The organism is Vibrio bathopelagicus (assembly GCF_014879975.1).
GTDB classification, from domain to species: domain Bacteria; phylum Pseudomonadota; class Gammaproteobacteria; order Enterobacterales; family Vibrionaceae; genus Vibrio; species Vibrio bathopelagicus.
The window spans coordinates 2,536,688-2,560,982 of record NZ_CP062500.1 but is presented as its reverse complement, the minus strand read 5'-3'; the positions used below and the strand labels follow the sequence as shown (position 1 = coordinate 2,560,982).

General features: G+C 44.9%; 19 protein-coding genes and 1 tRNA gene. 5 read left to right on the top strand and 15 right to left on the bottom strand.

Features of this window, described 5'->3' with window-relative positions; genetic code table 11:
• Positions 1-86: 86 nt before the first annotated feature.
• The gene (locus IHV80_RS11215; protein ID WP_192889100.1) at positions 87-716 is read left to right on the top strand and encodes a DsbA family protein; all 630 of its coding nucleotides are present in this window, start codon (positions 87-89) and stop codon (positions 714-716) included.
• Positions 717-759: 43 nt separating this feature from the next.
• Here the strand turns inward: IHV80_RS11215 and IHV80_RS11210 are convergent, their stop codons facing one another.
• From IHV80_RS11210 to rnt, 4 genes are all read right to left on the bottom strand, one after another.
• Entirely contained in the window at positions 760-5,109 is a 4,350-nt protein-coding gene (locus IHV80_RS11210; RefSeq protein WP_192889099.1) for a transporter substrate-binding domain-containing protein, read from the bottom strand.
• Positions 5,110-5,155: 46 nt separating this feature from the next.
• The gene (locus tag IHV80_RS11205; RefSeq protein WP_192889098.1) at positions 5,156-6,499 is read right to left on the bottom strand and encodes a response regulator; all 1,344 of its coding nucleotides are present in this window, start codon (positions 6,497-6,499) and stop codon (positions 5,156-5,158) included.
• 260 nt (positions 6,500-6,759) lie between these two features.
• On the bottom strand, positions 6,760-8,085 hold the full coding sequence (locus tag IHV80_RS11200) for a Na+/H+ antiporter family protein (RefSeq protein WP_102434030.1): 1,326 nt from the start codon (positions 8,083-8,085) through the stop codon (positions 6,760-6,762).
• Positions 8,086-8,149: 64 nt separating this feature from the next.
• A complete protein-coding gene (gene rnt, locus IHV80_RS11195; protein WP_017061178.1) occupies positions 8,150-8,794 on the bottom strand; it encodes a ribonuclease T in 645 nt (214 codons plus the stop codon).
• Positions 8,795-8,982: 188 nt separating this feature from the next.
• Between rnt and motY the strand changes: the two genes are divergently transcribed.
• Positions 8,983-9,864, top strand: coding sequence for a flagellar protein MotY (gene motY, locus IHV80_RS11190; protein ID WP_192889097.1), 882 nt, complete (start codon positions 8,983-8,985; stop codon positions 9,862-9,864).
• A gap of 102 nt (positions 9,865-9,966) precedes the next feature.
• On the opposite strand, the gene IHV80_RS11185 is transcribed toward motY, so the two are convergent.
• The 10 genes from IHV80_RS11185 to IHV80_RS11140 all read right to left on the bottom strand — a co-directional run bounded on the left by IHV80_RS11185 (position 9,967) and on the right by IHV80_RS11140 (position 18,520).
• Positions 9,967-10,401 carry a DUF2753 domain-containing protein gene (locus IHV80_RS11185; protein WP_004734047.1) on the bottom strand — a complete coding sequence of 145 codons (435 nt, stop codon included), beginning with the start codon at positions 10,399-10,401 and terminating at the stop codon, positions 9,967-9,969.
• Positions 10,402-10,599: 198 nt separating this feature from the next.
• Positions 10,600-11,016 (bottom strand): lactoylglutathione lyase, encoded by a 417-nt coding sequence (gene gloA / locus IHV80_RS11180; protein WP_004734046.1) that lies wholly within the window; start codon positions 11,014-11,016, stop codon positions 10,600-10,602.
• Positions 11,017-11,118: 102 nt separating this feature from the next.
• Positions 11,119-11,754: an endonuclease III gene (gene nth, locus IHV80_RS11175; RefSeq protein WP_010437137.1), complete on the bottom strand. Its 636-nt coding sequence runs from the start codon at positions 11,752-11,754 to the stop codon at positions 11,119-11,121.
• A gap of 206 nt (positions 11,755-11,960) precedes the next feature.
• A complete protein-coding gene (locus IHV80_RS11170; RefSeq protein WP_192889096.1) occupies positions 11,961-12,653 on the bottom strand; it encodes an electron transport complex subunit E in 693 nt (230 codons plus the stop codon).
• On the bottom strand, positions 12,653-13,282 hold the full coding sequence (gene rsxG / locus IHV80_RS11165; protein ID WP_192889095.1) for an electron transport complex subunit RsxG: 630 nt from the start codon (positions 13,280-13,282) through the stop codon (positions 12,653-12,655). The genes IHV80_RS11170 and rsxG overlap by 1 nt, the downstream gene beginning before the upstream one ends.
• Positions 13,283-13,294: 12 nt before the next feature.
• Complete coding sequence (rsxD, locus tag IHV80_RS11160) at positions 13,295-14,341, bottom strand: electron transport complex subunit RsxD (protein WP_192889094.1); 1,047 nt, start codon at positions 14,339-14,341, stop codon at positions 13,295-13,297.
• Positions 14,341-16,908, bottom strand: coding sequence for an electron transport complex subunit RsxC (gene rsxC, locus IHV80_RS11155; protein WP_192889093.1), 2,568 nt, complete (start codon positions 16,906-16,908; stop codon positions 14,341-14,343). The genes rsxD and rsxC overlap by 1 nt, the downstream gene beginning before the upstream one ends.
• A gap of 7 nt (positions 16,909-16,915) precedes the next feature.
• Positions 16,916-17,509, bottom strand: a complete 594-nt coding sequence (rsxB, locus tag IHV80_RS11150; protein ID WP_004734040.1) for an electron transport complex subunit RsxB — start codon at positions 17,507-17,509, stop codon at positions 16,916-16,918.
• A 2-nt stretch (positions 17,510-17,511) separates the two neighbouring features.
• Entirely contained in the window at positions 17,512-18,090 is a 579-nt protein-coding gene (gene rsxA / locus IHV80_RS11145; RefSeq protein WP_004734039.1) for an electron transport complex subunit RsxA, read from the bottom strand.
• Positions 18,091-18,444: 354 nt separating this feature from the next.
• Positions 18,445-18,520 (bottom strand) — tRNA-Asn (locus IHV80_RS11140).
• Between the two features lie 509 nt (positions 18,521-19,029).
• On the opposite strand from IHV80_RS11140, the gene uvrB reads away from it, so the two are divergent.
• From uvrB to luxU, 3 genes are all read left to right on the top strand, one after another.
• Positions 19,030-21,060, top strand: coding sequence for an excinuclease ABC subunit UvrB (gene uvrB, locus IHV80_RS11135; protein ID WP_017111110.1), 2,031 nt, complete (start codon positions 19,030-19,032; stop codon positions 21,058-21,060).
• A gap of 316 nt (positions 21,061-21,376) precedes the next feature.
• Positions 21,377-22,765: a quorum-sensing sigma-54 dependent transcriptional regulator LuxO gene (gene luxO, locus IHV80_RS11130; RefSeq protein WP_017111109.1), complete on the top strand. Its 1,389-nt coding sequence runs from the start codon at positions 21,377-21,379 to the stop codon at positions 22,763-22,765.
• Positions 22,766-22,788: 23 nt separating this feature from the next.
• Entirely contained in the window at positions 22,789-23,133 is a 345-nt protein-coding gene (luxU, locus tag IHV80_RS11125) for a quorum-sensing phosphorelay protein LuxU (RefSeq protein WP_065103213.1), read from the top strand.
• Between the two features lie 88 nt (positions 23,134-23,221).
• Here luxU and IHV80_RS11120 read toward each other — a convergent pair whose 3' ends face one another.
• Positions 23,222-24,109 carry a YvcK family protein gene (locus IHV80_RS11120; protein WP_192889092.1) on the bottom strand — a complete coding sequence of 296 codons (888 nt, stop codon included), beginning with the start codon at positions 24,107-24,109 and terminating at the stop codon, positions 23,222-23,224.
• Positions 24,110-24,295: the final 186 nt, after the last annotated feature.

Here is a 24,295-nt window from a genome sequence, read left to right as displayed (position 1 = left end):
TTTGCGCTTAAATATTGAATGGAAGGGGCCTTAATGAGGCTCCTTTTTTGTTTGACTGGTTCGAAAGACTCGATAAGGAATGAACAATGGACGTAAAACTTCATTATGTGCATGACCCAATGTGCAGTTGGTGCTGGGGTTATAAGCCAACATTAGAACTTTTAAAACAGCAGCTGCCCGCGAGTATTGAATTTAATTATGTCGTTGGCGGTTTGGCTCCTGATTCTGATGAGCCAATGTCAGAAGAGATGAAAGGCAAGCTGCAAGCTATCTGGAAGCAGATCGAAGCTAAGTTAGGTACTGAATTCAACCATGAATTTTGGACAGAGTGTCAACCTGTTCGCAGTACTTACCCGGCATGCCGCGCCGTGATCGCTGCTGGTTTTCAAGACCACTACGAAGCGATGCTTGAGGCAATTCAACATGCTTACTATCTTCGTGCGATGTTGCCACACAGCCAAGAAACGCATCTGCAACTCGCTCAAGAGTTAGGTATGAATGTACAACAGTTTGAAAATGACCTTTCTAGCAAGTTATTGGAAAGTGAATTAGATGACCAGCTAGGCTTTAAAGAAGCGATCGGTGTGCATTCTTACCCAACGTTAATGCTTGAAGTTAATGGTATTTTTACGCAGGTAGAATTAGATTACCATTCGACGGAAGCGACGCTTAAGTCTATTCGCGAAGTATTGGTGAATAACGCTCCCGCTGCATAATTCAGCGAGAGCTGTTTGTGTTAACGCAAATTATGTCCAAGGCTTACTCATAAGAGTAAGCCTTTTCTTTTGTTTGCCGTAGCTGGTTCATTTCGTCAATGAACAAGTCAAATATCGAATTCACTTCTTCGATTGAAGCTTCAATTTTTGATTCTATTTGTTCTAAGCTAATGGCTCCTGTCACGAGGTCATTGGTGAGAGCCTCGATGTTTGCCAGCGGTGAGGCGACCTGCTCACAAGCCACCATTTTCGCTGCACCTTTGAGTCGGTGCGATGTGGTTTTGACTTGCTGATATTCCTTGTTAGTCCACAGCATTTTTATTTGTTCATTATCTTCAACGAAACTTGCGGCAAACTCATCGAGTAAGGTCATCACAACATCGTGATCTTCAAATAGATCATAGAGTGCTGAATAATCGATGACTTGATTATCCACGCTATTGAACGAATCTTGGGAGATAGTAGGAGCAACATCGTCGTTCGGCGCTAAGTTGTCACTTTCCCCAAAGCAGTGCTCAATGTCTTGGAACAGCATCGAAAACTCATTGGCTTCTTCTCCCGTAGACGTAAAGTCTGATGAAGAGTCCATGTCCCGACTTTGTGTATCTAGTTGCTCTGTATTGGGAGCCTCTGTTTCAATCGTTGGTTCAGAATCCTTTATCGTAGGTAACCACTTCTCAATGGTTAGCTTCATCTGTTTAATCGAGACGGGCTTAACCAGGAAGTCATCCATGCCATGTGCGTAACAGTTAGCATCCTCACCTTGAACGGCATTCGCTGTCAGCGCGACGATAGGTAATCTTTGAGTCTCTCGCTCAAGCTCTTCACGGCGTTGTTCTATCTGACGAATGCTTGAAGCGAGAGTATACCCATCCATTTCAGGCATATGGCAATCGGTGAGAAGCAGCCCGTAACGCTTATCTTTTAAAGCATTAAGTGCGAGTACTCCATTATCGACAATATCGGCGTGGACACCGATACTTTCAAGTTGCTTAGCAATCACTTGTTGGTTTATTGGGTGATCTTCAGCGACCAGGATCAGCCTACCATTGCTCTCAGCTTGTTCGCGAGTCTCTGTGGCGATCGGCGCTTTAGTTTCGCTATCCAATGGTGAGATTAGATTGTCGTGACTGACGGGTTTCGTTAGAACGTGAATAAGGTTGTCGGGTAACAACGGGTTGACCGACAAGCACCAAGAGTTGCCTAAAGGTTCTGGCGATAGCATCGGATTTTGGTTGATCACCGTGAAGCGTGTTGAGTGAGTATGCTGCTGAATCCATGCGTCGGTAATCGCCAGTTGTTGCCATACAGACATCGCCACAAAGATGTGTTTTGGCTGATGTTTAACGACCATCTCTTTGAGCAAGTGCTTTTGATTAATGTGCAGAACCTTGGGTTCAAGGTCGAAGTGTTTCAAATATCGACACAGCTCTTCTTGTTGAAGAACGTAACCAACCACATATACCTCGTTTGAGTGATTCTCCACATCTAGTTTAATAGGATCCTCTGTTTGTGAAGTGCAAATCAGCGTTTGTGATAGAGCCAAAGCGTTACTAACTGCATGTTCAGGAGTACAAGTTGGGAGGGTAACGGTAACAGTAAAGTGACTGCCTTTTCCTTCTTCACTTGATAATTCTATGGCCCCATCCATTTGTTCAATTAACTTCAAAGCGATAGACAGTCCAAGCCCTGTGCCACCGAAACGGCGGCTGGTGGTTTTGTCAGCTTGTTCAAAAGGCTGAAATAAGCTTTGTTGTCTGTCTTTCGGGATACCAATACCCGTGTCTGAGACGGTGAGGCTAATTTTCTGTTGATGCTCGTTTTTCTCAATCACATCGACATGCAATGAAATCGTCCCATGTTCGGTGAACTTAATTGCATTATTGAGGAAGTTATTCAGAATCTGATGGAGTCGTATATCATCTGCGAACAGCCATTGAGCAAGATTTGGATCTTGCCAATAGTGGAAGGCCAGACCTTTTTGCTGTGCGTGAATGGATTGCGGTTGCACGATGCGCGCTAATACTTTGCCAAGCTCGATTTCGGTCGGGTTAAGCTCTAGTTTGCCGGCTTCAATTTTGGAGTAATCGAGTACGTCATTAACGATGTGCAGGAGGTTACGAGCCGACTGATTCAATCCACCATGCAAGTTTAATAACTCTTCGCTTAACTGATGTTCTTGCATTAACTCCAGTAAACCCAAGATTCCACTGATTGGGGTACGAACCTCGTGGCTAATGGTGGCTAAGAATTGTGACTTAGCCGCGGTCGCACTTTCTGCTTTTTGGCGTGCGTTGTCTAAAGCCTGCTGCTGCTTTTTTAGCAAGCTGATGTCTGTGATCACCGTGTTCCACTCAATGGTTTGGCCGCTCGATACTTGGCTATTAAATTTCACCCATTTAGCTTCACCTGATTCTAACTGAACTTGTTGTTCACTTTCCCAATGTCCGGTTTCAATGGCATCGAGCATACTGACTTCAAACAGTGGCAAGTTATCCTTCGAGATAAGCTCAAATAGACGTTGAGGGTGTTGTTCTACACTATCAACAGATAAGCCGAACATATCGGCTACACCGGCACTGACGAAGCTAAACTTGATATCTAAAGGCTGTTGCGGATGTGTTTGAATATGTTTAAGTACGACTCCATCAATGTTGTCTGCCAGCGTTTGTAAATGAGCTTCTGCGGCTTTTGCTCTCTGTTCAGCGACTTTTCGTTGCTCGATTTCAGCCGCCATTTTTCGATTCCAAAATACGATCACGAAAATGACCATAAAGATCCCAAACCCAATGATCGCTGACCATTTAGCAACTTCACGTGGTGACAGACCTTCTTGATATTCGTAGGTTAGCCACTTGTTTTCCAAGCGCTCTAATTCATTGGCAGGTAGCGCACTAATGGCCTTATTGAGAATGCTCAGCAGCATGGGATGGCGGAAGTTAACTGCGAGTGACAGCGGTGCGCTGTTTTGTTCGTTGATGGTGCCGGTGATTTTAAATTGCCCGACATAGTCTTGGTGCAGTAGAGGTGCTGCTCGATGAAGTGAGGCGAGCGCAAAACTGATGTCGTCTTTTTGTAATGCTTGAAAGGCGCTGACATGATTAATGTAAGGAACGGCTTGGCAAGTCAGGCAGAGAGAAGGGAGAACCGTTGCGCCTCCAGAGTTTTCGATCACAGCGATGGCTTCGGATCCACTTGGCGCAAAGTTGCCTAATCGATCTGAGCGACTTAATAGCACCCAAGGCTCAAAGCTGTAAGCTTGAGTGAAGTCCATGTATCGAGCTTTATCTGTGGTTGGTGTGATGTTGGTCAGCACCATTGTCTCACCGCGATTAAAGGCGACCTCGGCTGCCTCTGGCGTTAGGTAAGTGGTACTTTCGAATGACACGCCGAGCACATTGCTTATTAGCTTTAAGACGTCAGCAGATAAGCCTGAGTGTTGCTGTTGCTCATTGGTAAAGTCGTAAGGGTACCAATTGGCGTGTGTGCCAACAGGGATGCTGGGGTGGCTATCAAGCCAGTTCTTTTCGTCTTGGGTTAAGTTCAATGTTCCGTAATCGAGCAACATAGAGTGTTGAGAGGGAGCAAGCCATTGGTTGTAAATCGACTGCAGTGAGCCTTCCTTGATGTCCTCTAAAGCAAAATTGATTCGGCTGAGTAATTTATGTTTTCCTTTTTTGACTGCAAAGTGCAAGTGATCGGCTGGCAAGTCAGGAAGAACCGATAGTGTGAGTGAGTCTCGAGGCTGCTCACGTAGCAACGCAGAAAGTGCAAGCGCATCGCCAACGTAAGCATCGACACGATTCTCCTGTATTGCAGTGAAGGCCGCTTGGGTGCTGTCTAATGTTGTAATTCGACTTTCAGGAAGCAGGCTAGGGAGAAGATCATTGAGCGCAAACCCTTTCTCCAATGCTAGATTGGCGGCTGCCAGCTCACCTAAATCGTTTATTTTTCTATTTTGGGTAATCACCGCTCGTCTTATGGAGAACATCGGCTCACTAAAGGTCATGTACTCTTGGCGCTCTTTGGTTGAAGATACACCGACTAGCAGATCTAATTCACCTCTTTCAAATGCACTGAGTACGCCACTAAATGTTGGGTACAGCTCAATTTGATATTTGAAGCCCGCGTTTGTCGACACCTCATCCAACATACTGATCAACAAGCCTTCTGAAACGGTGTTCCCTGAGGACGTTTGGTGTTGGTAGCTGTAGGGAATCATGTCGTAAGAAGGCAGACCGACCCGCAATACAACTTGGTTACTCGATGAGTTCTCACTCTTAACTGATGGTGTGTTTTCAGCAAAGGTGTGCAGTGGCCACAGCAACACTGAAAGGTAGCTTAAGAAAAAGGTAATCCACCACGTTTTTGTTTTTGAAGCATCATTTTGCATAAAGACATCCTGTCGTTTACTTACTTATTGGAGAGTGACGGCATGCTTAACTAACGGCGGCCAGTGGTGCTTTTGTTAGTGTGGGTAATGCAAAATTATCAGCTTGCTGCAATGCCATACGTTGCAACAGGGCAAGGCTAGTGTGATCTGCTTTTAAATGGGCTTCAATTTGGCGTTTTATTTGATCGAACTTGTCTTGTAACCCTAAGGCTTGATAGCACAGTGCCAACAAGAAGAACGCTTCCACATCACCGACTGAAAATTCGTTTATCGACATGCTCTCAATACGCTCTTTTGCAACCTCGTTTTGCTCGAGCTGAATCAGTTGTAAAGTACGACAAAGCTTTAGCAGTGGCTTGCTTAGTGCGTATGACTTTTGTGAGTGAGAGAGCCTCTGCCAAGCCGATTCAGGCTTCCAAAGCGCCAGCTCTTTCTGGGTGAGCGTTAAACTGTCTGCCCATAAGATGAGCGCTCGTTTGCCTGTTGAATCCCAAATTGAGTGGGGGATTAATTGGGCAAGAGACTTGAGGTGGAGAGTCGCTTGCTCGACGTTTTTATCTAACAGTTGTAGCCAAACCATGGTGTTGGTCAGTTCAATATTACTGCTGTTCACCGTGAGAACTTGGTCTATTAGGGTGTTGGCCAATTCGAAGTCACTGGTGTTGAGGCAGATCTTGACCTTAAGTTGTTGCAGTTTGATATTACGAGGGCTGTTTTCTATTAAGCCATCTATTTGGATTAACGCATCGTGATAATGTTGTTTAGCAATATGTATTTCAATGAGTTTAATCTTGGCGGGCAGGTAGTCATGGAGCTGTAACAGTCCATTCAACATGGCTTGTGCTTCATCGAATTTTTGGTTTTTGATCAGAACGTTCGCCATATAGATAATGGCATCTTTCAAAGTCGAAGGGTCAGGAGCTTTACCAAATAGTGGCTTTACCGCGTTGAGGCCATGCTTGAGATAAGCCTGTTCTAATGTTGAGAAATATTGCTGCCGAGACAATGCAGATGTGACGCGCTTGATGATGTCATCGGCTCGTATTGGCTTAATCAAATAGCCGTCAGGTTCGAAATGAGCATAACCAAAGAAGATATCTTGGCTATCGTTGCCTGTTACTATAAAGACAAGGGTTTGAGGTTTGATTAACTCTTTCTGCTGCAGAAATTCCAGCAACTGTAAGCCATTACTTCCTGATCCTAAATCGTGATCAATCAATAAGATATCGAATCGATGTGCGCGACAAGCCTCAATCGCATTCTGTGCATTGGATGCGCTAATCACATTGTTGTTCGGAACACCTAGTTTGATAAGCAGTGCACGGGTTGCACTTTGAATAACGCTGCTGTCATCAATGATGAGATAGCGCGATCGGGCGAGTATATCCATATAGTAGCCTTCTGACGTATTGAGCCATTGCCGCTTTATCTTCTATGAATTCGCGGCTTATTTATTAAACACTTAAGTGTAGGTGTAAATGTCATTAATAGCCATAAGTTGCATATCAATGCGCACGGAATAATGTTTAGAAAGTGATGTCAATTCAGGAGATTAGCTTTTTTGAAACGAAGGGGATGAAGATTCTAGATAAAAAAAGACCGCGCGAGGCGGTCTTTAGAAGATGTTGCTTATTACGTATTGATTTTTAACTACAGAACCATAGCTGCAACCCAACCGAATACGATCAGTGGGATGTTGTAGTGTAGGAACGTCGGTACTACGGTTTCCCATACGTGCTCGTGTTGACCATCAGCATTAAGACCCGATGTTGGACCTAATGTAGAGTCAGAAGCCGGAGAACCTGCATCACCTAGCGCTGCCGCTGTACCCACTAGTGCGATTGTTGCCATTGGTGAGAAACCAAATGCTGCCGCTAGAGGAACGTAGATAGTCGCAAGGATTGGAATCGTAGAGAACGAAGAGCCGATACCCATTGTTACCAATAGACCAACGATGAGCATAAGCAGTGCTGCTAGAGGCTTGTTGTCGCCGATGCTTGTTGAAAGCGCTTCAACTAGAGACTCAACGCCACCTGTTTGCTTCATTACCGCAGCAAAACCTGCCGCTGCAATCATGATGAAACCGATCATTGCCATCATGTGAACGCCCTTAGTGAAGACATCGTGTGTCTCTTTCCAAGCGATTACACCACCGAAGGTGAATACCATGAAACCAGCCAAAGCACCGATGATCATAGAACCTGTCGATAGTTGAACCGTTAGCGCAGCAACAATACCAGCAGCAGCTACTAGGATGTGCTTCTTGTTGATCTCTTTCACTTCGGTTGAAACAACAGTATGAGACGTTTCTTTGTATTGGCGAGGCTTACGGTAAGTAAAGAATACTGCCGTAAGAAGGCCAAAGATCATGCCTGCAGCCGGTAACAACATCGCCATTGGTACTTGGCTTGCTACTACGTTTTCAAGACCGTTGTCGTGAAGGTTTTTAAGCAGGATGTTGTTTAGGAAGATGCCACCAAAACCGATAGGTAAAACCATATACGGAGTAATCAGACCAAAAGTAAGTACACACGCAACCAGACGACGGTCTAGGTTCATTTTTGCGAATACGCCTAATAGAGGTGGGATTAAAATTGGGATGAAGGCGATATGTACAGGAATCACGTTTTGCGAAGACATGGTCACTAAGATCAAAGACGCAAGGATGCCGTATTTCAGACCATTAGATGCCGCACTGTTCTCTTTGCCGTGAATACGCTTAATCACGCTTTGAGCAAGTAGGTCTGTGATACCAGAACGAGAGATAGCAACAGCAAAGGTACCAAGCATTGCGTAGCTAAGTGCGATAGTTGCACCGCCACCTAATCCACTTTCGAAAGCCGCGACTGCGTCGTTCAAACTCATACCAGAGGCTACGCCACCGATAATTGCGCTGAACGTAAGAGCAACGACAACGTTTACGCGCATCAAAGCTAAAACAAGCATGATGCAAACTGAAATTACAACAGGATTCATATTTTTCTCGGGATGTTGTGTTTTTTATGAAGGCAATACGAACGAACGTTTACCGACTCTATTTTTATTCTTCGTCAACAAGAGGCCAACCACCAAGGGCTTTCCATTTGTTTACTATGCCGCAAAATAACTCTGTGGTTTTTTGCGTATCATACAAAGCAGAGTGTGCTTCTTTGTTGTCAAATTCCATCCCTGCAGTGCGGCAAGCTTTAGCCAAAACGGTTTGACCGTAGGCAAGACCACTAAGAGCTGCAGTGTCAAAAGTAGCAAATGGATGGAAAGGGACGCGTTTAAGCTTACAGCGCTCACTTGCTGCATTAACGAAGTTCAAATCGAATGTAGCGTTGTGAGCAACCATGATTGCGCGACTGCAATCTGAAGCTTTTTGTTCTTTTCTCACTAGCTTGTAGATTTCTTTAAGGGCTTCTTGTTCAGACACAGCACCACGTAATGGGCTAAATGGGTCTTTAATTCCGTTAAAGTCTAATGCTGCCTGCTCTATATTTGCGCCTTCAAAAGGCTCAATGTGAAAATGAAGCGTTGATGCAGGGTGCAGATCTCCGTTCTCATCCATTTTTAATGTAATGGCACAGATTTCTAATAATGCATCGGTTTCAGCGTTAAACCCTGCGGTTTCCACGTCGATGACCACTGGAAAATAGCCACGAAAGCGTTTTTTTAGGGTCAGAGCTTCGTTTTCTACAGTCATGTTAGCCCAAATAAGTGTGATTAAGGCTGCATTATTGCAGATAATAGCAGTGATAAAAACTAGGGAAGGGCAATAAATCATAAATTACATAACCCATTGCGGCTTGATAATTGCATATTTAAACATGAGAGAGAAATGCGGCAATTGGCTGCATTGTTAAACGAATTGCTTAAGAGATACTCCACTTTATGAAGAAACAACTCATAACAGGTTCAATGCTATTTTCGCTACTTATGTCGTCATCGGTAATGGCACAAGAAAAGCGTTATGGAGCATCTCCTCAACAGTCGAAGTGGGAGATGGTGGCGAACACACCACTAGAATGTCGCTTAGTTCACCCAATTCCAAACTTTGGTGACGCTGAGTTCTCATCTCGCGCGAGTAAAAAAATCATTCTGGATTTTGAGCTTAAAATGCGCCGCCCAATGGGTGCGACTCGCAATGTCAGTTTGATTTCTATGCCACCACCTTGGCGCCCCGGCGAAAGTGCCGATCGCATGACAACCATTAAGTTCTTCCAACAATTTGATGGTTACGTTGGCGGTCAAACCGCTTGGGGCATCCTAAGTGAGTTGGAGAAAGGGCGTTACCCAACATTCAGTTACCAAGAGTGGCAAAGCCGAGATCAGCGTATCGAAGTGTCCTTATCGTCGGTGTTGTTTCAAGAAAAATACAATGTGTTCAGTGACTGTGTTGCTAACTTATTGCCTTACAGCTTTGAAGATATCTCTTTCACTATTTTGCATTACGACCGTAACAGCGATCAGCTGAATAAGTCGTCACGTAAAAGGCTGAGCCAGATTGCTGATTATGTTCGCTACAATCAAGACATCGACCTTGTGCTGGTGGCAACGTACACCGACTCTGTCGACAGCAAAGGCATTAGTCAAAACCTTTCAGAGCGCAGAGCTGAATCGTTAAGAGAGTACTTTAAATCTCTAGGCTTGCCAGAAGACCGTATTCAAGTGCAAGGTTATGGCAAGCGTCGTCCAATTGCCGATAACAACTCACCAATTGGTAAAGATCAAAACCGACGCGTTGTTATCTCATTGGGTAGAACGCAGGTTTAGTTCCAGTAAAATCTAAAGCTCAAATTAAAAAGCCCGTCGTCATGACGGGCTTTTTGTATCTGGATCAACAAACTAAACGTTGTACCTGCGAAAGTAACTTGCTTAGTTCAGGCGGAAACGAGCAATCATTTCACAGTTGGTCGCGGTATCGATCTTTTCCACCATAGAAGCAATTTTAGGGTTTGGGTGGCGTTTCATGAAATCGATAAGCGCTTTTTTACAGCAACCAATAGAGTCTATAAAGCTTGAACACTGCGTATTCGGGCACTGAGGGATCAGCGTCAGCACTTTTTCCGAAGCAAGTTGAAGGTATTTAAGCTCGTACTCAGTATCACCGGCCCAGCGCCAGAATTGCGCGAGGTTGTGACAAGAAATCACCGAAATCAGTAGGCGTTCATCGGCCTGAATATCGGTACGTTCTGTAATTTCTTCGCTTAAGTTCAATGCCTGCTGATAGTGAAGAATACTTCGTACAGGATCATCGAGCTGCAATGCCGTATCGGCGAGTAACGTGTGTTTTTCCCATTCGCTAATCATTGTATTACCTCACTAATCAATAGGTGGTTAATTTAAATGATAATCATTATCATGTAAAGTTTCATCAGTGAGATTGTTAATAATAATTGGTAAGGAATATCGATTATGGGGAGAGCAATAAAAAAAGCGAGCATAGTGCTCGCTTCTTTGCTCATTTCATCAGGCGTTTTAGCCTAATCTCGCAAAGGTATTTAGGAATTAACCTTCTAGACCAGCGCTTGCTTGCTTGTTCTGAATCAGCTCAATCATGTAGCCGTCAGGATCTTTAACGAATGCGATGTGCGTAGAGCCACCTTTTACTGGGCCTGCTTCACGAGTCACGTTACCGCCTGCTGCTTTAATTGCGTCACACGTTGTGTAGATGTCATCAACACCGATAGCAACGTGGCCAAAAGCAGAACCAAGGTCATATTCAGTCGTACCCCAGTTGTAAGTCAGTTCAATCACAGCGCCTTGAGATTCGTCGCCAAAGCCAACGAAAGCCAGTGTGTACTCGTACTCTTTGTTTTCGTTCTTACGTAACAGCTGCATGCCCATTACATTGGTGTAGAACTCGATAGATTTGTCTAGATCACCAACGCGTAGCATGGTGTGTAAAATACGACCGTTTGACATGATTTGCTCCTAGCTTTAACTATGTATACGTTTTTGTAATTCTGTTTTATGCCGCTAGAAAACGCGGCGCTTTTTAGCTTCATCCGCTTAGATCTTATGAACTTAGACGTCAGTTTTTTCCTTGAACTCACATAGGTCTTCAATGATACAACTGCCACAGCGTGGTTTACGCGCGACACAGGTGTAACGTCCATGAAGAATGAGCCAGTGGTGGACGTCCAGTTTGAATTCTTTTGGAATGACTTTGAGCAGCTTGGCTTCAACATCGTCGACCGTTTTACCCATTGCTAACTTCGTGCGGTTTGAAACACGATAGATATGAGTATCAACGGCAATGGTTGGCCAACCGAAAGCGGTGTTCAATACTACGTTGGCAGTCTTACGACCAACGCCAGGAAGGGCTTCTAATGCCGCACGATCTTCCGGTACTTCACCATTGTGTAGGTCAAGCAGCATACGACACGTCTTGATGGTGTTTTCTGCTTTTGAATTAAATAGGCCGATTGTCTTGATGTACTCTTTTAGGCCATCGACACCTAGGTCGAAAATAGCCTGTGGAGTATTAGCAACGGGGTAAAGCTTATCAGTGGCTTTGTTAACACTGACATCGGTTGCCTGCGCAGATAAGAGCACGGCGATCAGCAACTCGAAAGGGCTGTTCCAGTTAAGCTCGGTTTCTGGCTTTGGATTGTTTTCTCTTAACCGCTCAAGTATTTCTACTCGTTTTACATTGTTCATAGCGACATTACTTTCAAATAGTTAGGGCTTGAGTTCCGGCGAAGTTCTTTCAAACTTACTCGTTTTAAAATAACAAGTTCCGCAATGGTTCAGGCTTTATCATCGGTTACGCGCTCTTATGAGCGTCATTATTATGTGTACTTGGTGAATCTATTTACCTGCTGAGCGGTTGAACTACTCAGCAGGGTTTAAGCTACTGTAATTTATCAGACATTAGTAACGCGAGCGCGTTCAATGGCTGGTTTTTCTTGTTTTGGTTGTCTAGATTTAGCTTGGTTGTCGATGATGTTTTTCAGAGCAATCAAGAAACCCACACCAATAAAGGCACCTGGTGGAAGCAGGGCTAACAAGAAGCTGTTATCAAATTGGAATATCTGGATTCGTAATATTGAAGCCCAATCACCAAGGAGCAGGTCGGCGCCATCAAATAGGGTTCCGTTGCCAATAACCTCACGCATCGCACCCAATACAACCAGTACTGATGTCATGCCAAGGCCCATCCAGAAACCATCTTGAGCTGCAGGCAAAACTTCGTTTTTAGACGCGAAGGCTTCAGCTCGGCCAATGATGATGCAGTTGGTTACGATCAATGGGATGAAGATACCTAAAGAGAGGTAAAGACCATACGCGTAAGCGTTCATCAGAAGTTGAACACAGGTTACCAGTGAAGCAATGATCATCACGAATACTGGAATACGGACTTCTTTAGGGACATGGTTTCGAACCAAAGAGACAGACACGTTCGAACCGACTAAGACAAGCAGAGTAGCAATACCGAGCCCGAGTGCGTTAGTGACTGTTGACGATACTGCCAGCAGCGGACATAACCCAAGAAGTTGCACTAGGGCAGGGTTGTTGGCCCACATGCCATTTTTAATTAGTGTTTTATGGTCACTCATTATTCACCACCACAATTTAGAGGTTGAGCAAGCAATGCTTGGTTGTTCTGATTAACGTACTGCACCGCTTGCTTCACTGACTTCACGACAGCTCTTGGCGTAATGGTTGCGCCAGTGAACTGGTCAAAGTCACCACCATCTTTACGAACCTTCCAACGGTCAAGATTAGAATCTGTCACTTGCTTACCAGCAAATGAGAGAATCCAATCACTCACACGCAGATCAATCTTATCACCCAAGCCCGGAGTTTCTTGGTGGGAAAGAACGCGAGTACCTAAAATGGTACCGTCGATTTTCATTCCAACAATGACCTTAATCGCGCCGTTGTAGCCATCTGGTGCAATCGCTTCGATCGCAATCGCGCTTGGTTCACCATTGAGTTTTGCAATGTAAGCTGGCATCGCTTGTCCAGTACCAAGCTCTTCTGCTTGAACCAGAGTACAGGCTGAAAAGAGTTCATTATCGTGCAAATCGTGCGGGATAACTTGGTTAAGAACAGACAGTAACTGAGCTTGTTCTTGCTGCTTGATCTGATCTTTGGTCAGGTAGTGAGTTACTGCCACCAAACCTGTTGAAGCACACGCAAAAATCGCGAGTACAAGGCCGTTTTTCTTAATAGCATTTAGCATGGTATCCGCTCCTTAGTGGCCGTATGTACGAGGTTTGGTGTAGTAGTCAATCAGTGGAACACACATGTTGGCTAACAATACAGCAAACGCCACGCCATCAGGGAAACCTCCCCAACTGCGGATAATAAAGACTAACCCGCCAATCAGGGCACCAAATACTAAGCGACCTTTCACTGTCGTCGAAGCTGATACTGGATCGGTTGCAATGAAGAATGCACCAAGCATGGTTGCTCCAGATAATAGGTGAATGGTTGGAGAAGCAGTTTCACCGGGAGTTAAAACTAAGAACACTAGGCTAAACAGCGCAAGGCTGCCGATGAAAGCCACAGGAATATGCCATTGAATCACGCGTTGCTTGATAAGCACTAAGCCACCGACTAGATAAGCAAGATTCACCCATTCCCAACCTACGCCAGCTAGCCAGCTGAATTGCGGTTGAGACAGAGCTTCAGAAGCGGTGTTGCCTGCCGTCAATGCCGTTTTGAATGCATCGAGTGGTGTTGCCATCGTGGTGCCATCAATACCAAGACGCGCTTGTTGAAGAGATAAGCCTTCATTATTGAAACCGGTAAAGATCATCAAAAATGAGTCAACAAAGCTTGTTGCTTCAGCGGTTAAGCTGGTCGGCGCATTCCAACTGGTCATTTGAACTGGGAATGAGATCAGCAAAACAACGTAAGCCACCATCGCAGGATTAAATGGGTTTTGCCCAAGGCCGCCATAAAGGTGTTTTGCGATGATGATAGCGAAGAACATACCTATGACTAGAATCCACCACGGAGAGTGTGGGGGGATCGCGACACTGAGTAGCCAACCGGTCACAACAGCGCTGTAATCACGCAATGCCATCACTGGCGGACGTTTTCTTAGCAGCATTACAGCGGCTTCAAAGGTAACAGCAAGTGCAATAGCAAATACTAACTGGATGAGCGTACCCCATCCAAAGAAGTAGGTTTGAGCTAGTAGACCTGGCAATGCACAAATAGCGACCCATTTCATGAGATCAGGGGTGCTTCTACGACTGTGTACGTGCGGTGAGCTGGCGATAAAGAAGGCCACTACTCTTTCTCCTCATTGTTCTTTTTGTCTTGCTCTTGCTGCGCCTTTCTTGCTTTAGCACGAGCAATTGCGGCAGCAACGGCTGCTTTCTTAGGATCGACGGGTTCTGATCGAGTCTCGGCTTCCACTTCAAGCACAGGCTCCGGCGCTTCAACTGCTTCGTCTTGTTTTGCTTGCTGGGCTTTTTTCGCTTTAGCGCGAGCGATGGCCGCAGCAACAGCAGCTTTTTTAGGATCGACAGCTTCTGGTTGAGTTTCAGCTCCCACTTCGAGCACTGGCTCAGGAGTTTCTGTTGTCTCTGCCTGTTTCGCTTGCTGGGCTTTTTTCGCTTTAGCGCGAGCGATGGCCGCAGCAACAGCAGCTTTCTTAGGATCGACAGCTTCTGGTTGAATTTCAGCTACCACTTCGAGCACTGGCTCAGGAGTTTCTGTTGTCTCTGCCTGTTTCGCTTGCTGAGCTTTCTTCGCTTTAGCACGGGCAATAGCTGCAGCGACAGCATCTTTCTTGGCATCGCCAGTACTTTCAGCTGGAGCTTCAGCAGCAGATTCTGCTTGTTGCGCTTTCTTCGCTTTAGCACGTGCGATAGCTGCAGCGACAGCATCTTTCTTGGCATCGCCAGTACTTTCAGCTGGAGCTTCAGTAGCAGATTCAGCTTGTTGTGCTTTCTTCGCTTTAGCGCGAGCAATAGCTGCAGCGACAGCATCTTTCTTGGCATCGCCAGTACTTTCAGCTGGAGCATCAGAGGTTGATTCCGCTTGTTGCGCTTTCTTCGCTTTAGCACGTGCGATAGCTGTAGCAACGGCGTCTTTCTTAGCATCGCCAGAGCTTTCAGCTGGAGTATCAGCTGCTGCTTGTTGTGCTTTGCGTTTTCGAGCTTGACGCTTACGTTCTTCACGTAGCTTCGACATTTCAGAGTTGTCTGGCTCAGCACCGTCTGCTTTCTGAGCCGCAGCTTGTTTCGCTTTCGCTCTAGCAATCGCAGCTGCAACCGCAGGTTTCACTGTTGGCTCTTCATTTGGAGCCTGATCAGCTGCGGTTTTTTGTGCTTTAACACGTGCGATAGCAGCAGCAATTGCGTCGTCACCGTCGGCTGATTTCATGTCTTTACGACGATTATCAGCGGCTTTTTTGAAGCGGTTTTCACGCTCGGCTTTATCACGCTCCATACGAGCGTTTTTCTCTTCAAAGCGAATTTTGGCGCGCTCTGCAGCTGCAGCTTCATCTTTTCGAGTTTTAATTTCAGCTTTTGCTTGGCGGTAGTACTGAACAAGAGGGATTTCACTTGGGCAGACAAATGCACAAGCACCGCATTCAATACAGTCTTTAATATTTAGCTCTTCGCACTTATCTAACTCGTTGGCTTTTGCATGCCATTGCAGCTGTTGAGGAAGTAGTGATGCTGGACAAGCTTCGGCACAAGCACTGCATCGAATACATTCCATCTCGTAAGTGCTTGGTGAAATCTCACGGCGCGTTGGCGCTAAAATACAGTTCGATGTTTTGGTAATTGGCACATTGGCATGTGGCAAGGTGAAGCCCATCATAGGGCCGCCCAAAATCAAACGCGGCAGTTTTTTATCGGCTTTGTAGCCAAACTCTTCAAGCAATTCATGTACAGGTGTGCCGAGTAGCGCCCAAACGTTACGAGGTTGCTTAAAGGTCTTACCGGTTAAAGTCACCACGCGGTTAACGACAGGCTCACCGTCGATTACCGCTCGCTTAATAGAATAAAGAGAGCCGACGTTCTGAACCAAAACACCAATGTCCGCAGGAATACCGCCAGCAGGAACCTCTTTATTGGTGAGGATCTTGATCAGTTGCTTCTCACCACCAGAAGGGTATTTAGTTGGGATAACGCGAATGACGATGTCTTTGTCTTTCGCCGCAATCTCAAGTGCTTTTATCGCAGCTGGCTTGTTGTCTTCAATACCGATAACAGTCAGCTTTGGTTGAAGGATGTGTTCAACCACTTCGATGCCTTTTAGTACTTCTTCGGCATGCTCTTGAAGCAACTTGTCATCGGAGGTGATGTAAGGTTCACACTCAGCAGCGTTGACGATCAAAATATCAGTGCGGCCTAAGCCTGATTGAAGCTTTTTGGCGGTAGGGAAGCCTGCACCACCCATGCCTGAGATACCAGCTTGGCGAATTACATCAAGCAGTTCATCGGATGTCTTTGTAGAAAAATCTTCAACCGGATGTTTTGCAACCCAAGCGTCTAGGCCATCAGGTTTAATAACCACGCACACGTCGCTCAAGCCTGAAGGGTGAGCGGTGGTTCGTGGTTCGATAGCGGTAATGACACCCGATGTTGGTGCATGTACCGGCAAAGTAAAACCAGTCTCTAAGGCCGTCAGTTGTTGACCTTTTAGTACGGTATCACCGACAGCAACCAACAAGTTACCAGGCTTACCGATGTGCTGTTTGACCGGAAGAACGATTTCTTCTGGGAGCCTTGCATGAACGATATCAGTAATATTTGACTGTTTCTTGTTTTCAGCAGGGTGCACGCCGCCCGGAAAATTCCAAATAGAGCCCGTGCGAATTTGTTCGATTAAAGAGATCATACTAACCCTATGCCTTAGGCTCTGACGCGGTTGCATCAGTTGCTTGGTTAGTGATGTCAGTAACAGGAATGATGTTCATCTGCCATTTCCAATTTTCAGTCGTTGTTGCCACTGGAATCATTTCGATACAGTCAGTAGGGCACGGTGCGACACATAGATCACAACCTGTACATTCATCTTTGATTACTGTGTGCAGTGCCTTGGTACCACCGACAATGGCATCAACAGGGCAGGCTTGAATACACTTGGTACAGCCGATACACATATCTTCATGAATGAAAGCAACGGTTTTTACTTTGTTATCTAAGTCATGAGCGGAGTCTTCAACCTCTACGCCCATTAAGTCTGCTAGTTTCTCAATGGTTGCTTGGCCGCCAGGAGGACATTTGTTGATCTTGTCTCCGTTAGCGATCGCCTCTGCGTATGGGCGACAACCTGGGTAGCCACACTGGCCACATTGAGTTTGCGGTAAAATGGTATCGATTTGATCGACGATAGGATCGGCTTCTACTTTAAAGCGTATAGAAGCGAAGCCCAAAATAGCGCCAAAAACAGCGGCTAAAACAGCTAGCGCAATGATCGCAATTAAAATGGTACTCATGCTTATTTCACCAAACCAGTAAAGCCCATAAATGCCAGAGACATTAGGCCTGCTGTGATCATCGCAATCGATGCGCCTTTGAATGGCATTGGAACATCAGCAACCGCAATACGCTCACGCATCGCAGCAAATAGGATCAAAACAAGAGAGAAACCAACCGCTGCGCCGAAACCATAGATGATCGACTGAATGAAGTTGTGGTTTTCATTGATGTTCAAAAGTGCCACACCTAACACCGCGCAGTTGGTGGTGATAAGAGGTAGGAAAATACCCAATAGGCGATAAAGAGTTGGGCTGGTTTTGTGAACGACCATTTCCGTAAATTGAACGACTACCGCGATAACCAAGATGAAACTCATGGTACGCAGGTATTCAATACCCAGAGGGGTAAGGATGTAGGTTTCTACTAGGTATGCAGATACCGACGCTAACGTTAGAACGAAAGTCGTCGCGAGGCCCATGCCAATCGCAGTCTCCAGTTTCTTGGAGACCCCCATGAAAGGACATAGCCCTAAAAACTTCACTAGCACAAAGTTATTGACCAGCACAGTGCCAACCAACAACAAAAGGTATTCGGTCATAATGGATTAATTCTTGAGATTCCGATCCCGATATTATCCTGCTTTGCTCACCTAATAACAACCAAGGATCACTAGGGATTTAGACACTTGGTGAAAAAAACATCAGGTAATCGATTGATTATCAAAGCTGCAGTAAGTATAGACGTACAAATTTAATCGGTGAGACAGATTAATATGAGAGTTTGGAGTAGATCCTTAGCAAGATCATTCTAAATTGGATTGACGCTTGCCGTTAACGGTTCAGAGACTGTTGCTGATTTCCGGCGAGCGAAATGATTGAAATGAGGGGTAAATCAGACCTTAAACAGCCCAAAACGCAAAAAGCCGCATCGAGTGATGCGGCTTCTTTTAATTTGGCTCCCCTTGCAAGACTTGAACTTGCGACATACGGATTAACAGTCCGCCGTTCTACCAACTGAACTAAAGGGGAATTGCTTGTTAGCGACGCGAATTCTAATAATAGTCCTATTTTCTGTCAATAAAAAATAGCAGAAAAAAACAAGATAAAAAACTTTACTTTCTTGGACGCCTTATCGGATTTAGCTTTGCTTTAGTTATCCACCAAAATTGTGGATAAGTGTGTGTGTGAAACTTTAACAACAATAATTGAGGTAAATCTGAAAATGCAAAAATTATAGCTAACGTGATGTATTTAAAAGAATAGTACCAAAATATCACGGTTGTATAACTTTTGTAGATTATAAAGCGAACAGTAAAACAAGCGGTATTTTTAGATTTTTTGGGGAAAAGTAGTGGATTAAAATTCGAGTAATTTAGCTGAGGAAACTTTGCAGGGGCACGGATAATACCAAGTTCTAAAAATAAAAGCTATCACTGATATTCAATCTTAAGGCGCATTTCTCTAGATAATAGTTGCAACGAGATGGCTCATAGAGTGACAATGACCTGATTAAAAACACAGTATGGAAATGGCAACCTATGAGCAAACTCTTTGATTTGGTATCGGACTACAGCCCGTCCGGTGACCAGCCGACAGCGATAACCAGATTACTAGATGGATTAGATTCTGGTTTGGCACATCAAACTCTATTAGGGGTAACGGGCTCAGGTAAAACCTTTACTCTCGCTAATGTCATTTCCCAATCGCAAAGACCTGCCATTCTGTTAGCGCCGAACAAGACGTTGGCTGCTCAGCTTTATGGCGAGATGAAATCTTTCTTTCCAAATAATGCCGTCGAGTACTTCGTTTCTTACTACGATTACTACCAACCAGAAGCTTACGTTCCGACCACAGACACATTCATCGAGAAAGATGCGTCTGTGAATGCCCACATCGAACAAATGAGGCTATCAGCGACCAAAGCCTTATTAGAGAGAAAAGACGCTATCATCGTAGCGTCTGTATCGGCTATCTATGGTCTTGGTGATCCTAAGTCTTATTTGAAAATGATGCTTCACTTGAGTCGTGGTGAGGTGATGGATCAGCGTGATATTTTACGCCGCTTGGCTGAGCTTCAATATTCGCGAAATGACGTTGCGTTTGAACGCGGTCAGTTTCGTGTTCGTGGTGAGGTGATTGATATTTTCCCTGCGGAATCCGATCAAGATGCAGTCCGAATCGAAATGTTCGATGATGAAGTCGATTGCATTAGCATTTTTGACCCACTAACCGGTGCCATTAAACAAAGAGACTTACCACGTTTTACGGTTTACCCAAAAACGCACTATGTCACTCCAAGAGAGAAAATCCTTGAAGCGATTGAGAAGATTAAGGATGAGTTGCGCGATAGGGCGCAATATTTAAAAGATAACAACAAGCTTCTCGAAGAACAGCGTATCTCTCAAAGAACTCAGTTTGATATCGAGATGATGACGGAGCTGGGTTTCTGCTCAGGTATTGAAAACTACTCTCGCTATCTGAGTGGGCGTAATGAAGGAGAAGCACCGCCAACCTTATTTGATTACCTGCCAAATGACGGCCTTTTGATTATCGATGAGTCACACGTGACGGTTCCTCAGATAGGGGCGATGTATAAAGGTGACCGTTCTCGTAAGGAAACCTTGGTTGAGTTTGGCTTTAGACTGCCTTCGGCGTTAGATAACCGTCCGATGAAGTTTGAAGAGTTTGAATCGATCGCTCCGCAGACGATATTCGTTTCAGCAACGCCTGGTAACTATGAGATTGAAAAATCAGACGGCGAAATTGCTGATCAAGTGGTTCGTCCGACTGGCTTGCTTGATCCTATTATTGAAGTACGTCCGGTTGCGACTCAGGTTGATGACTTACTGTCTGAAATCAGAATACGTTCAGTCAAAGAAGAGCGCGTGCTTGTTACGACGCTAACTAAACGAATGGCAGAAGACTTAACTGAATACCTTAGTGAGCATGGTGTTAAGGTTCGCTACTTGCACTCAGATATCGATACGGTCGAGCGTGTAGAGATCATTCGAGATCTTCGACTGGGTGAGTTTGACGTGTTGGTGGGCATTAACTTACTTCGAGAAGGTTTGGATATGCCTGAAGTATCGCTGGTGGCTATTCTTGATGCAGACAAAGAAGGCTTCTTACGTTCTGAGCGTTCTCTGATACAGACCATTGGTCGTGCGGCACGTAACCTTGAAGGTCGGGCTATCTTGTATGGTGACTCGATTACCAAATCAATGAGAAAAGCGATTGATGAGACTGATCGTCGTAGAGAAAAACAACAAGCTTACAACGAAGAGCAAGGTATCACGCCACAAGCGCTTAAACGTAATATCAAAGATATTATGGAGCTGGGTGACCTGACTAAATCCAAACAACAGCGACAATCTAAGCAAGTTCCACTATCTAAGGTTGCTGAACCTTCTGAAAGTTATGCAGTGCTTACACCACAGCAGCTTGATAAAGAGATCAGTAAGCTTGAAGCGGCGATGTATCAACATGCTCAGAACTTGGAATTTGAATTGGCGGCACAGAAGCGTGATGAAATTGAACAATTAAGAAAGCAGTTTATTACTAATAGCTAGTCTCACTTCAGCTAATCGTATTTCTTACTCAAAAAGTACATATCTGAAAAGACAAGAGTGCGAGTATTTCAGACAAAAAAACAGCCAGTAGGAAATGTTCTACTGGCTTACGTTTGTGAACACAAAGTCCACTAACAACGTCAGTTGGCTAGGTGACCCGAAGGTCATATAGATAACTGCATCGTTCGTGCCACATAGATAACACATTGATTGTTTAAAACAGAGAAAGAAATGTTCCACAAATACTGTGGTTAATTTGCATAATGCAAAGCGGAATGCGATTATAATAAGAAATGCAAATTATAATGGCTAGGATATGCAATCAAAAACGCTAGATAACAAATCGAAGTATTTGTTGATGGTAGAGGATACCGCTTCGGTAGCGGCTCTATATCGCTCGTATCTTACACCGCTCGAGATTGATATCAACATTGTCGGCACAGGCCGCGATGCAATTGAGAGTTTGAATCACCGAATCCCAGACCTTATTTTATTAGATCTACGTCTACCTGATATGACGGGTATGGACGTGCTATTTGCTGTAAAACAAAAATACCCAGAAGTTCCAGTTATTTTTATGACGGCTCACGGTTCTATCGATACGGCCGTTGAAGCGATGCGTCATGGTTCTCAAGATTTCCTTATCAAACCGTGTGAAGCCGACCGACTTCGTATTACGGTGAACAACGCGATCCGTAAAGCGACAAAACTCAAAAACAGCGCTGAACATCCCGGTAATCAAAACTATCAAGGCTTCATTGGTAGCAGCCAAACCATGCAGCAGGTCTACCGAACTATCGATTCTGCCGCATCGAGTAAGGCGAGTATCTTCATCACGGGTGAAAGTGGTACCGGTAAAGAGGTGTGTGCAGAAGCGATTCACGCTGCGAGTAAGCGTGGTGATAAGCCTTTCATCGCGATTAACTGTGCCGCTATTCCTAAAGATTTGATTGAAAGTGAACTGTTTGGTCACGTTAAGGGTGCCTTTACTGGTGCCGCAACGGATCGTCAAGGAGCTGCTGAACTCGCAGATGGTGGAACCCTGTTCCTCGATGAGTTGTGCGAAATGGATCTTGAACTGCAAACCAAGCTTCTGCGTTTCATTCAAACCGGTACTTTCCAGAAAGTGGGTTCTTCAAAAATGAAGAGCGTTGATGTGCGCTTTGTTTGTGCAACCAACCGTGACCCTTGGAAAGAAGTACAAGAAGGTCGCTTTAGAGAAGATTTATACTATCGTTTATACGTGATTCCTCTGCACTTGCCGCCACTACGTGAGCGAGGGGAAGACGTTATTGAAATTGCGTACTCGCTGCTGGGCTATATGTCTGTTGAGGAAGGTAAAGCCTTTGTGCGTTTTGCTCAGGAAGTGTTGGATCGCTTTAATCAATATGAGTGGCCGGGTAACGTTCGTCAGCTACAAAACGTATTACGAAATGTGGTGGTATTGAATAATGGTAAAGAGATTACTCTGAACATGCTTCCGCCGCCATTGAATCAACCTATTGAAAACAGTCTGCGACTGAAAGAGAAGCAGAATGAAGACATCACGGTAAAAGATATTTTCCCATTGTGGATCACTGAGAAAACGGCAATTGAACAGGCCATAAAAGCGTGTGATGGCAACATCCCTCGCGCGGCAGGTTTCTTGGATGTCAGTCCATCAACGATATACCGTAAATTGCAAACGTGGAATGCGAAGCAGTAAGCAACAAACAATAAGAAAGAACGATGATGAAAGTATTAAATCAGCAAAAAGTTGATGAGCTTGCCGGTGAAATCGGGCAAGAGAATGTTCCAGTGTTACTAGAAATATTTTTAGGTGAATTGAAAGGATATTATGAGCACCTAGATCTCAATAAGGACACGGATACATCGAAGTATCTGGCCGACATTAGCCATGCCTTAAAGAGCAGCGCCGCGAGCTTTGGCGCCGATTCTTTGTGTAGTTTTGCGATTAGTGTGGATGCCAAAGTGAAACAAGCGTTACCCGTGACAGACGTTGATTTTCAAGATATGCAAGAACTTCTGTTATCAACGTACACGGAATATCAGCAGTTGATGACTGATCTCTAAAACGGATGATGGTGGCATAAGTAGATATTAAAAAGGAGCATGATGCTCCTTTTTTGTTTTTACTGGTTTTTGTGGTTTAGCCTAAGCATTAAGCTAGTTGAGCTCGAATCGCTTGTTGAAGTTTTAAACGATCATGTCGCCAATCTCGGTTAGGAGAGGCAAGGTCGGTGGTCACGCAGTTCCAAAGTTCTTCAAGTTCAGGGTGCGGCGTATTGCCCAGCACAACATCAATTTTTCTCGCTTTGCAGGTACGTTCACACCATTCAAGCTGTTCTTGAAGCGTCATTTTTCCTGCAGGACCATGTTCTGGCGAAAGGTTTTCGATGAAGATAACTTTGGCCTTGGTGTTCTCTGCGATGGCTTTCCCAATCTCTGGAAGAAGAAGAGGGGGCATAACACTGGTTAGGAAGCTGCCGGGGCCAAGAACGATACAGTCGGCTTGTTCTACGGCTGCAACGGCTTCTTTGGTTGCGGGCACTTCCGGAGACAAGTCCATCATGCGCAGTTTTTCTGTCATGTCGTCAACGTTGGTTTCACCCGTAACCCAGCGACCATCCATTGATAGTGCTGTGAGATCGGAAGGATGCTCTGTCATCGGGACGATATTCACATCGACCTTCAACATGTTTCTGATCAGGTTGATGGCTTCCAACGGACGAACGGATAAGTTGTCCAAAGCAGTAAGCATCAGATTGCCAAGGTTGTGGCCGTCCAGTTCTCCTTGACCGCGAAAACGGTACTCAAACATCATCGAACTGATGGAAGGTTCTGTGATCAATTGGTTGATACAGTTACGAGTATCTCCCCAAGCAATACCACCTTGGCAGTCTCGAATTCGTCCGGTTGAACCACCGTTATCTGTCGTTGCAACAATGCCAGTTGCGTTGCTACCAAAGTCTTTTAATGCAGCAAGCATACGGCCTAAGCCATGGCCTCCGCCGATTGCTACGACTTTCTTTGAAGAGTAAATATTCATTTTTTGTTCTTGTTAGATTATTACCAACTATAATTTAGGTTAAATGCTTCTCGTCAGATACTCAACAAGAGTTATTTTGAGGGTTTGATACGTTTTTTTTGCCGATGTGACCCGTTTTTTGTCATCAAAGCTAGATTCACGTACAAATATTAAGTATTTTATTACTCAGCTACTGCGCGTATGAAT

What these genes read in the sequence shown, in the direction of transcription:
- IHV80_RS11215 (WP_192889100.1), top strand. Translation starts at nt 87, where the DNA reads ATGGACGTAAAACTTCATTATGTGCATGACCCAATGTGCAGTTGGTGC.
- IHV80_RS11210 (WP_192889099.1), bottom strand. Translation starts at nt 5,109, where the DNA reads ATGCAAAATGATGCTTCAAAAACAAAAACGTGGTGGATTACCTTTTTC.
- IHV80_RS11205 (WP_192889098.1), bottom strand. Translation starts at nt 6,499, where the DNA reads ATGGATATACTCGCCCGATCGCGCTATCTCATCATTGATGACAGCAGC.
- IHV80_RS11200 (WP_102434030.1), bottom strand. Translation starts at nt 8,085, where the DNA reads ATGAATCCTGTTGTAATTTCAGTTTGCATCATGCTTGTTTTAGCTTTG.
- rnt (WP_017061178.1), bottom strand. Translation starts at nt 8,794, where the DNA reads ATGACTGTAGAAAACGAAGCTCTGACCCTAAAAAAACGCTTTCGTGGC.
- motY (WP_192889097.1), top strand. Translation starts at nt 8,983, where the DNA reads ATGAAGAAACAACTCATAACAGGTTCAATGCTATTTTCGCTACTTATG.
- IHV80_RS11185 (WP_004734047.1), bottom strand. Translation starts at nt 10,401, where the DNA reads ATGATTAGCGAATGGGAAAAACACACGTTACTCGCCGATACGGCATTG.
- gloA (WP_004734046.1), bottom strand. Translation starts at nt 11,016, where the DNA reads ATGTCAAACGGTCGTATTTTACACACCATGCTACGCGTTGGTGATCTA.
- nth (WP_010437137.1), bottom strand. Translation starts at nt 11,754, where the DNA reads ATGAACAATGTAAAACGAGTAGAAATACTTGAGCGGTTAAGAGAAAAC.
- IHV80_RS11170 (WP_192889096.1), bottom strand. Translation starts at nt 12,653, where the DNA reads ATGAGTGACCATAAAACACTAATTAAAAATGGCATGTGGGCCAACAAC.
- rsxG (WP_192889095.1), bottom strand. Translation starts at nt 13,282, where the DNA reads ATGCTAAATGCTATTAAGAAAAACGGCCTTGTACTCGCGATTTTTGCG.
- rsxC (WP_192889093.1), bottom strand. Translation starts at nt 16,908, where the DNA reads ATGATCTCTTTAATCGAACAAATTCGCACGGGCTCTATTTGGAATTTT.
- rsxB (WP_004734040.1), bottom strand. Translation starts at nt 17,509, where the DNA reads ATGAGTACCATTTTAATTGCGATCATTGCGCTAGCTGTTTTAGCCGCT.
- rsxA (WP_004734039.1), bottom strand. Translation starts at nt 18,090, where the DNA reads ATGACCGAATACCTTTTGTTGTTGGTTGGCACTGTGCTGGTCAATAAC.
- uvrB (WP_017111110.1), top strand. Translation starts at nt 19,030, where the DNA reads ATGAGCAAACTCTTTGATTTGGTATCGGACTACAGCCCGTCCGGTGAC.
- luxO (WP_017111109.1), top strand. Translation starts at nt 21,377, where the DNA reads ATGCAATCAAAAACGCTAGATAACAAATCGAAGTATTTGTTGATGGTA.
- luxU (WP_065103213.1), top strand. Translation starts at nt 22,789, where the DNA reads ATGATGAAAGTATTAAATCAGCAAAAAGTTGATGAGCTTGCCGGTGAA.
- IHV80_RS11120 (WP_192889092.1), bottom strand. Translation starts at nt 24,109, where the DNA reads ATGAATATTTACTCTTCAAAGAAAGTCGTAGCAATCGGCGGAGGCCAT.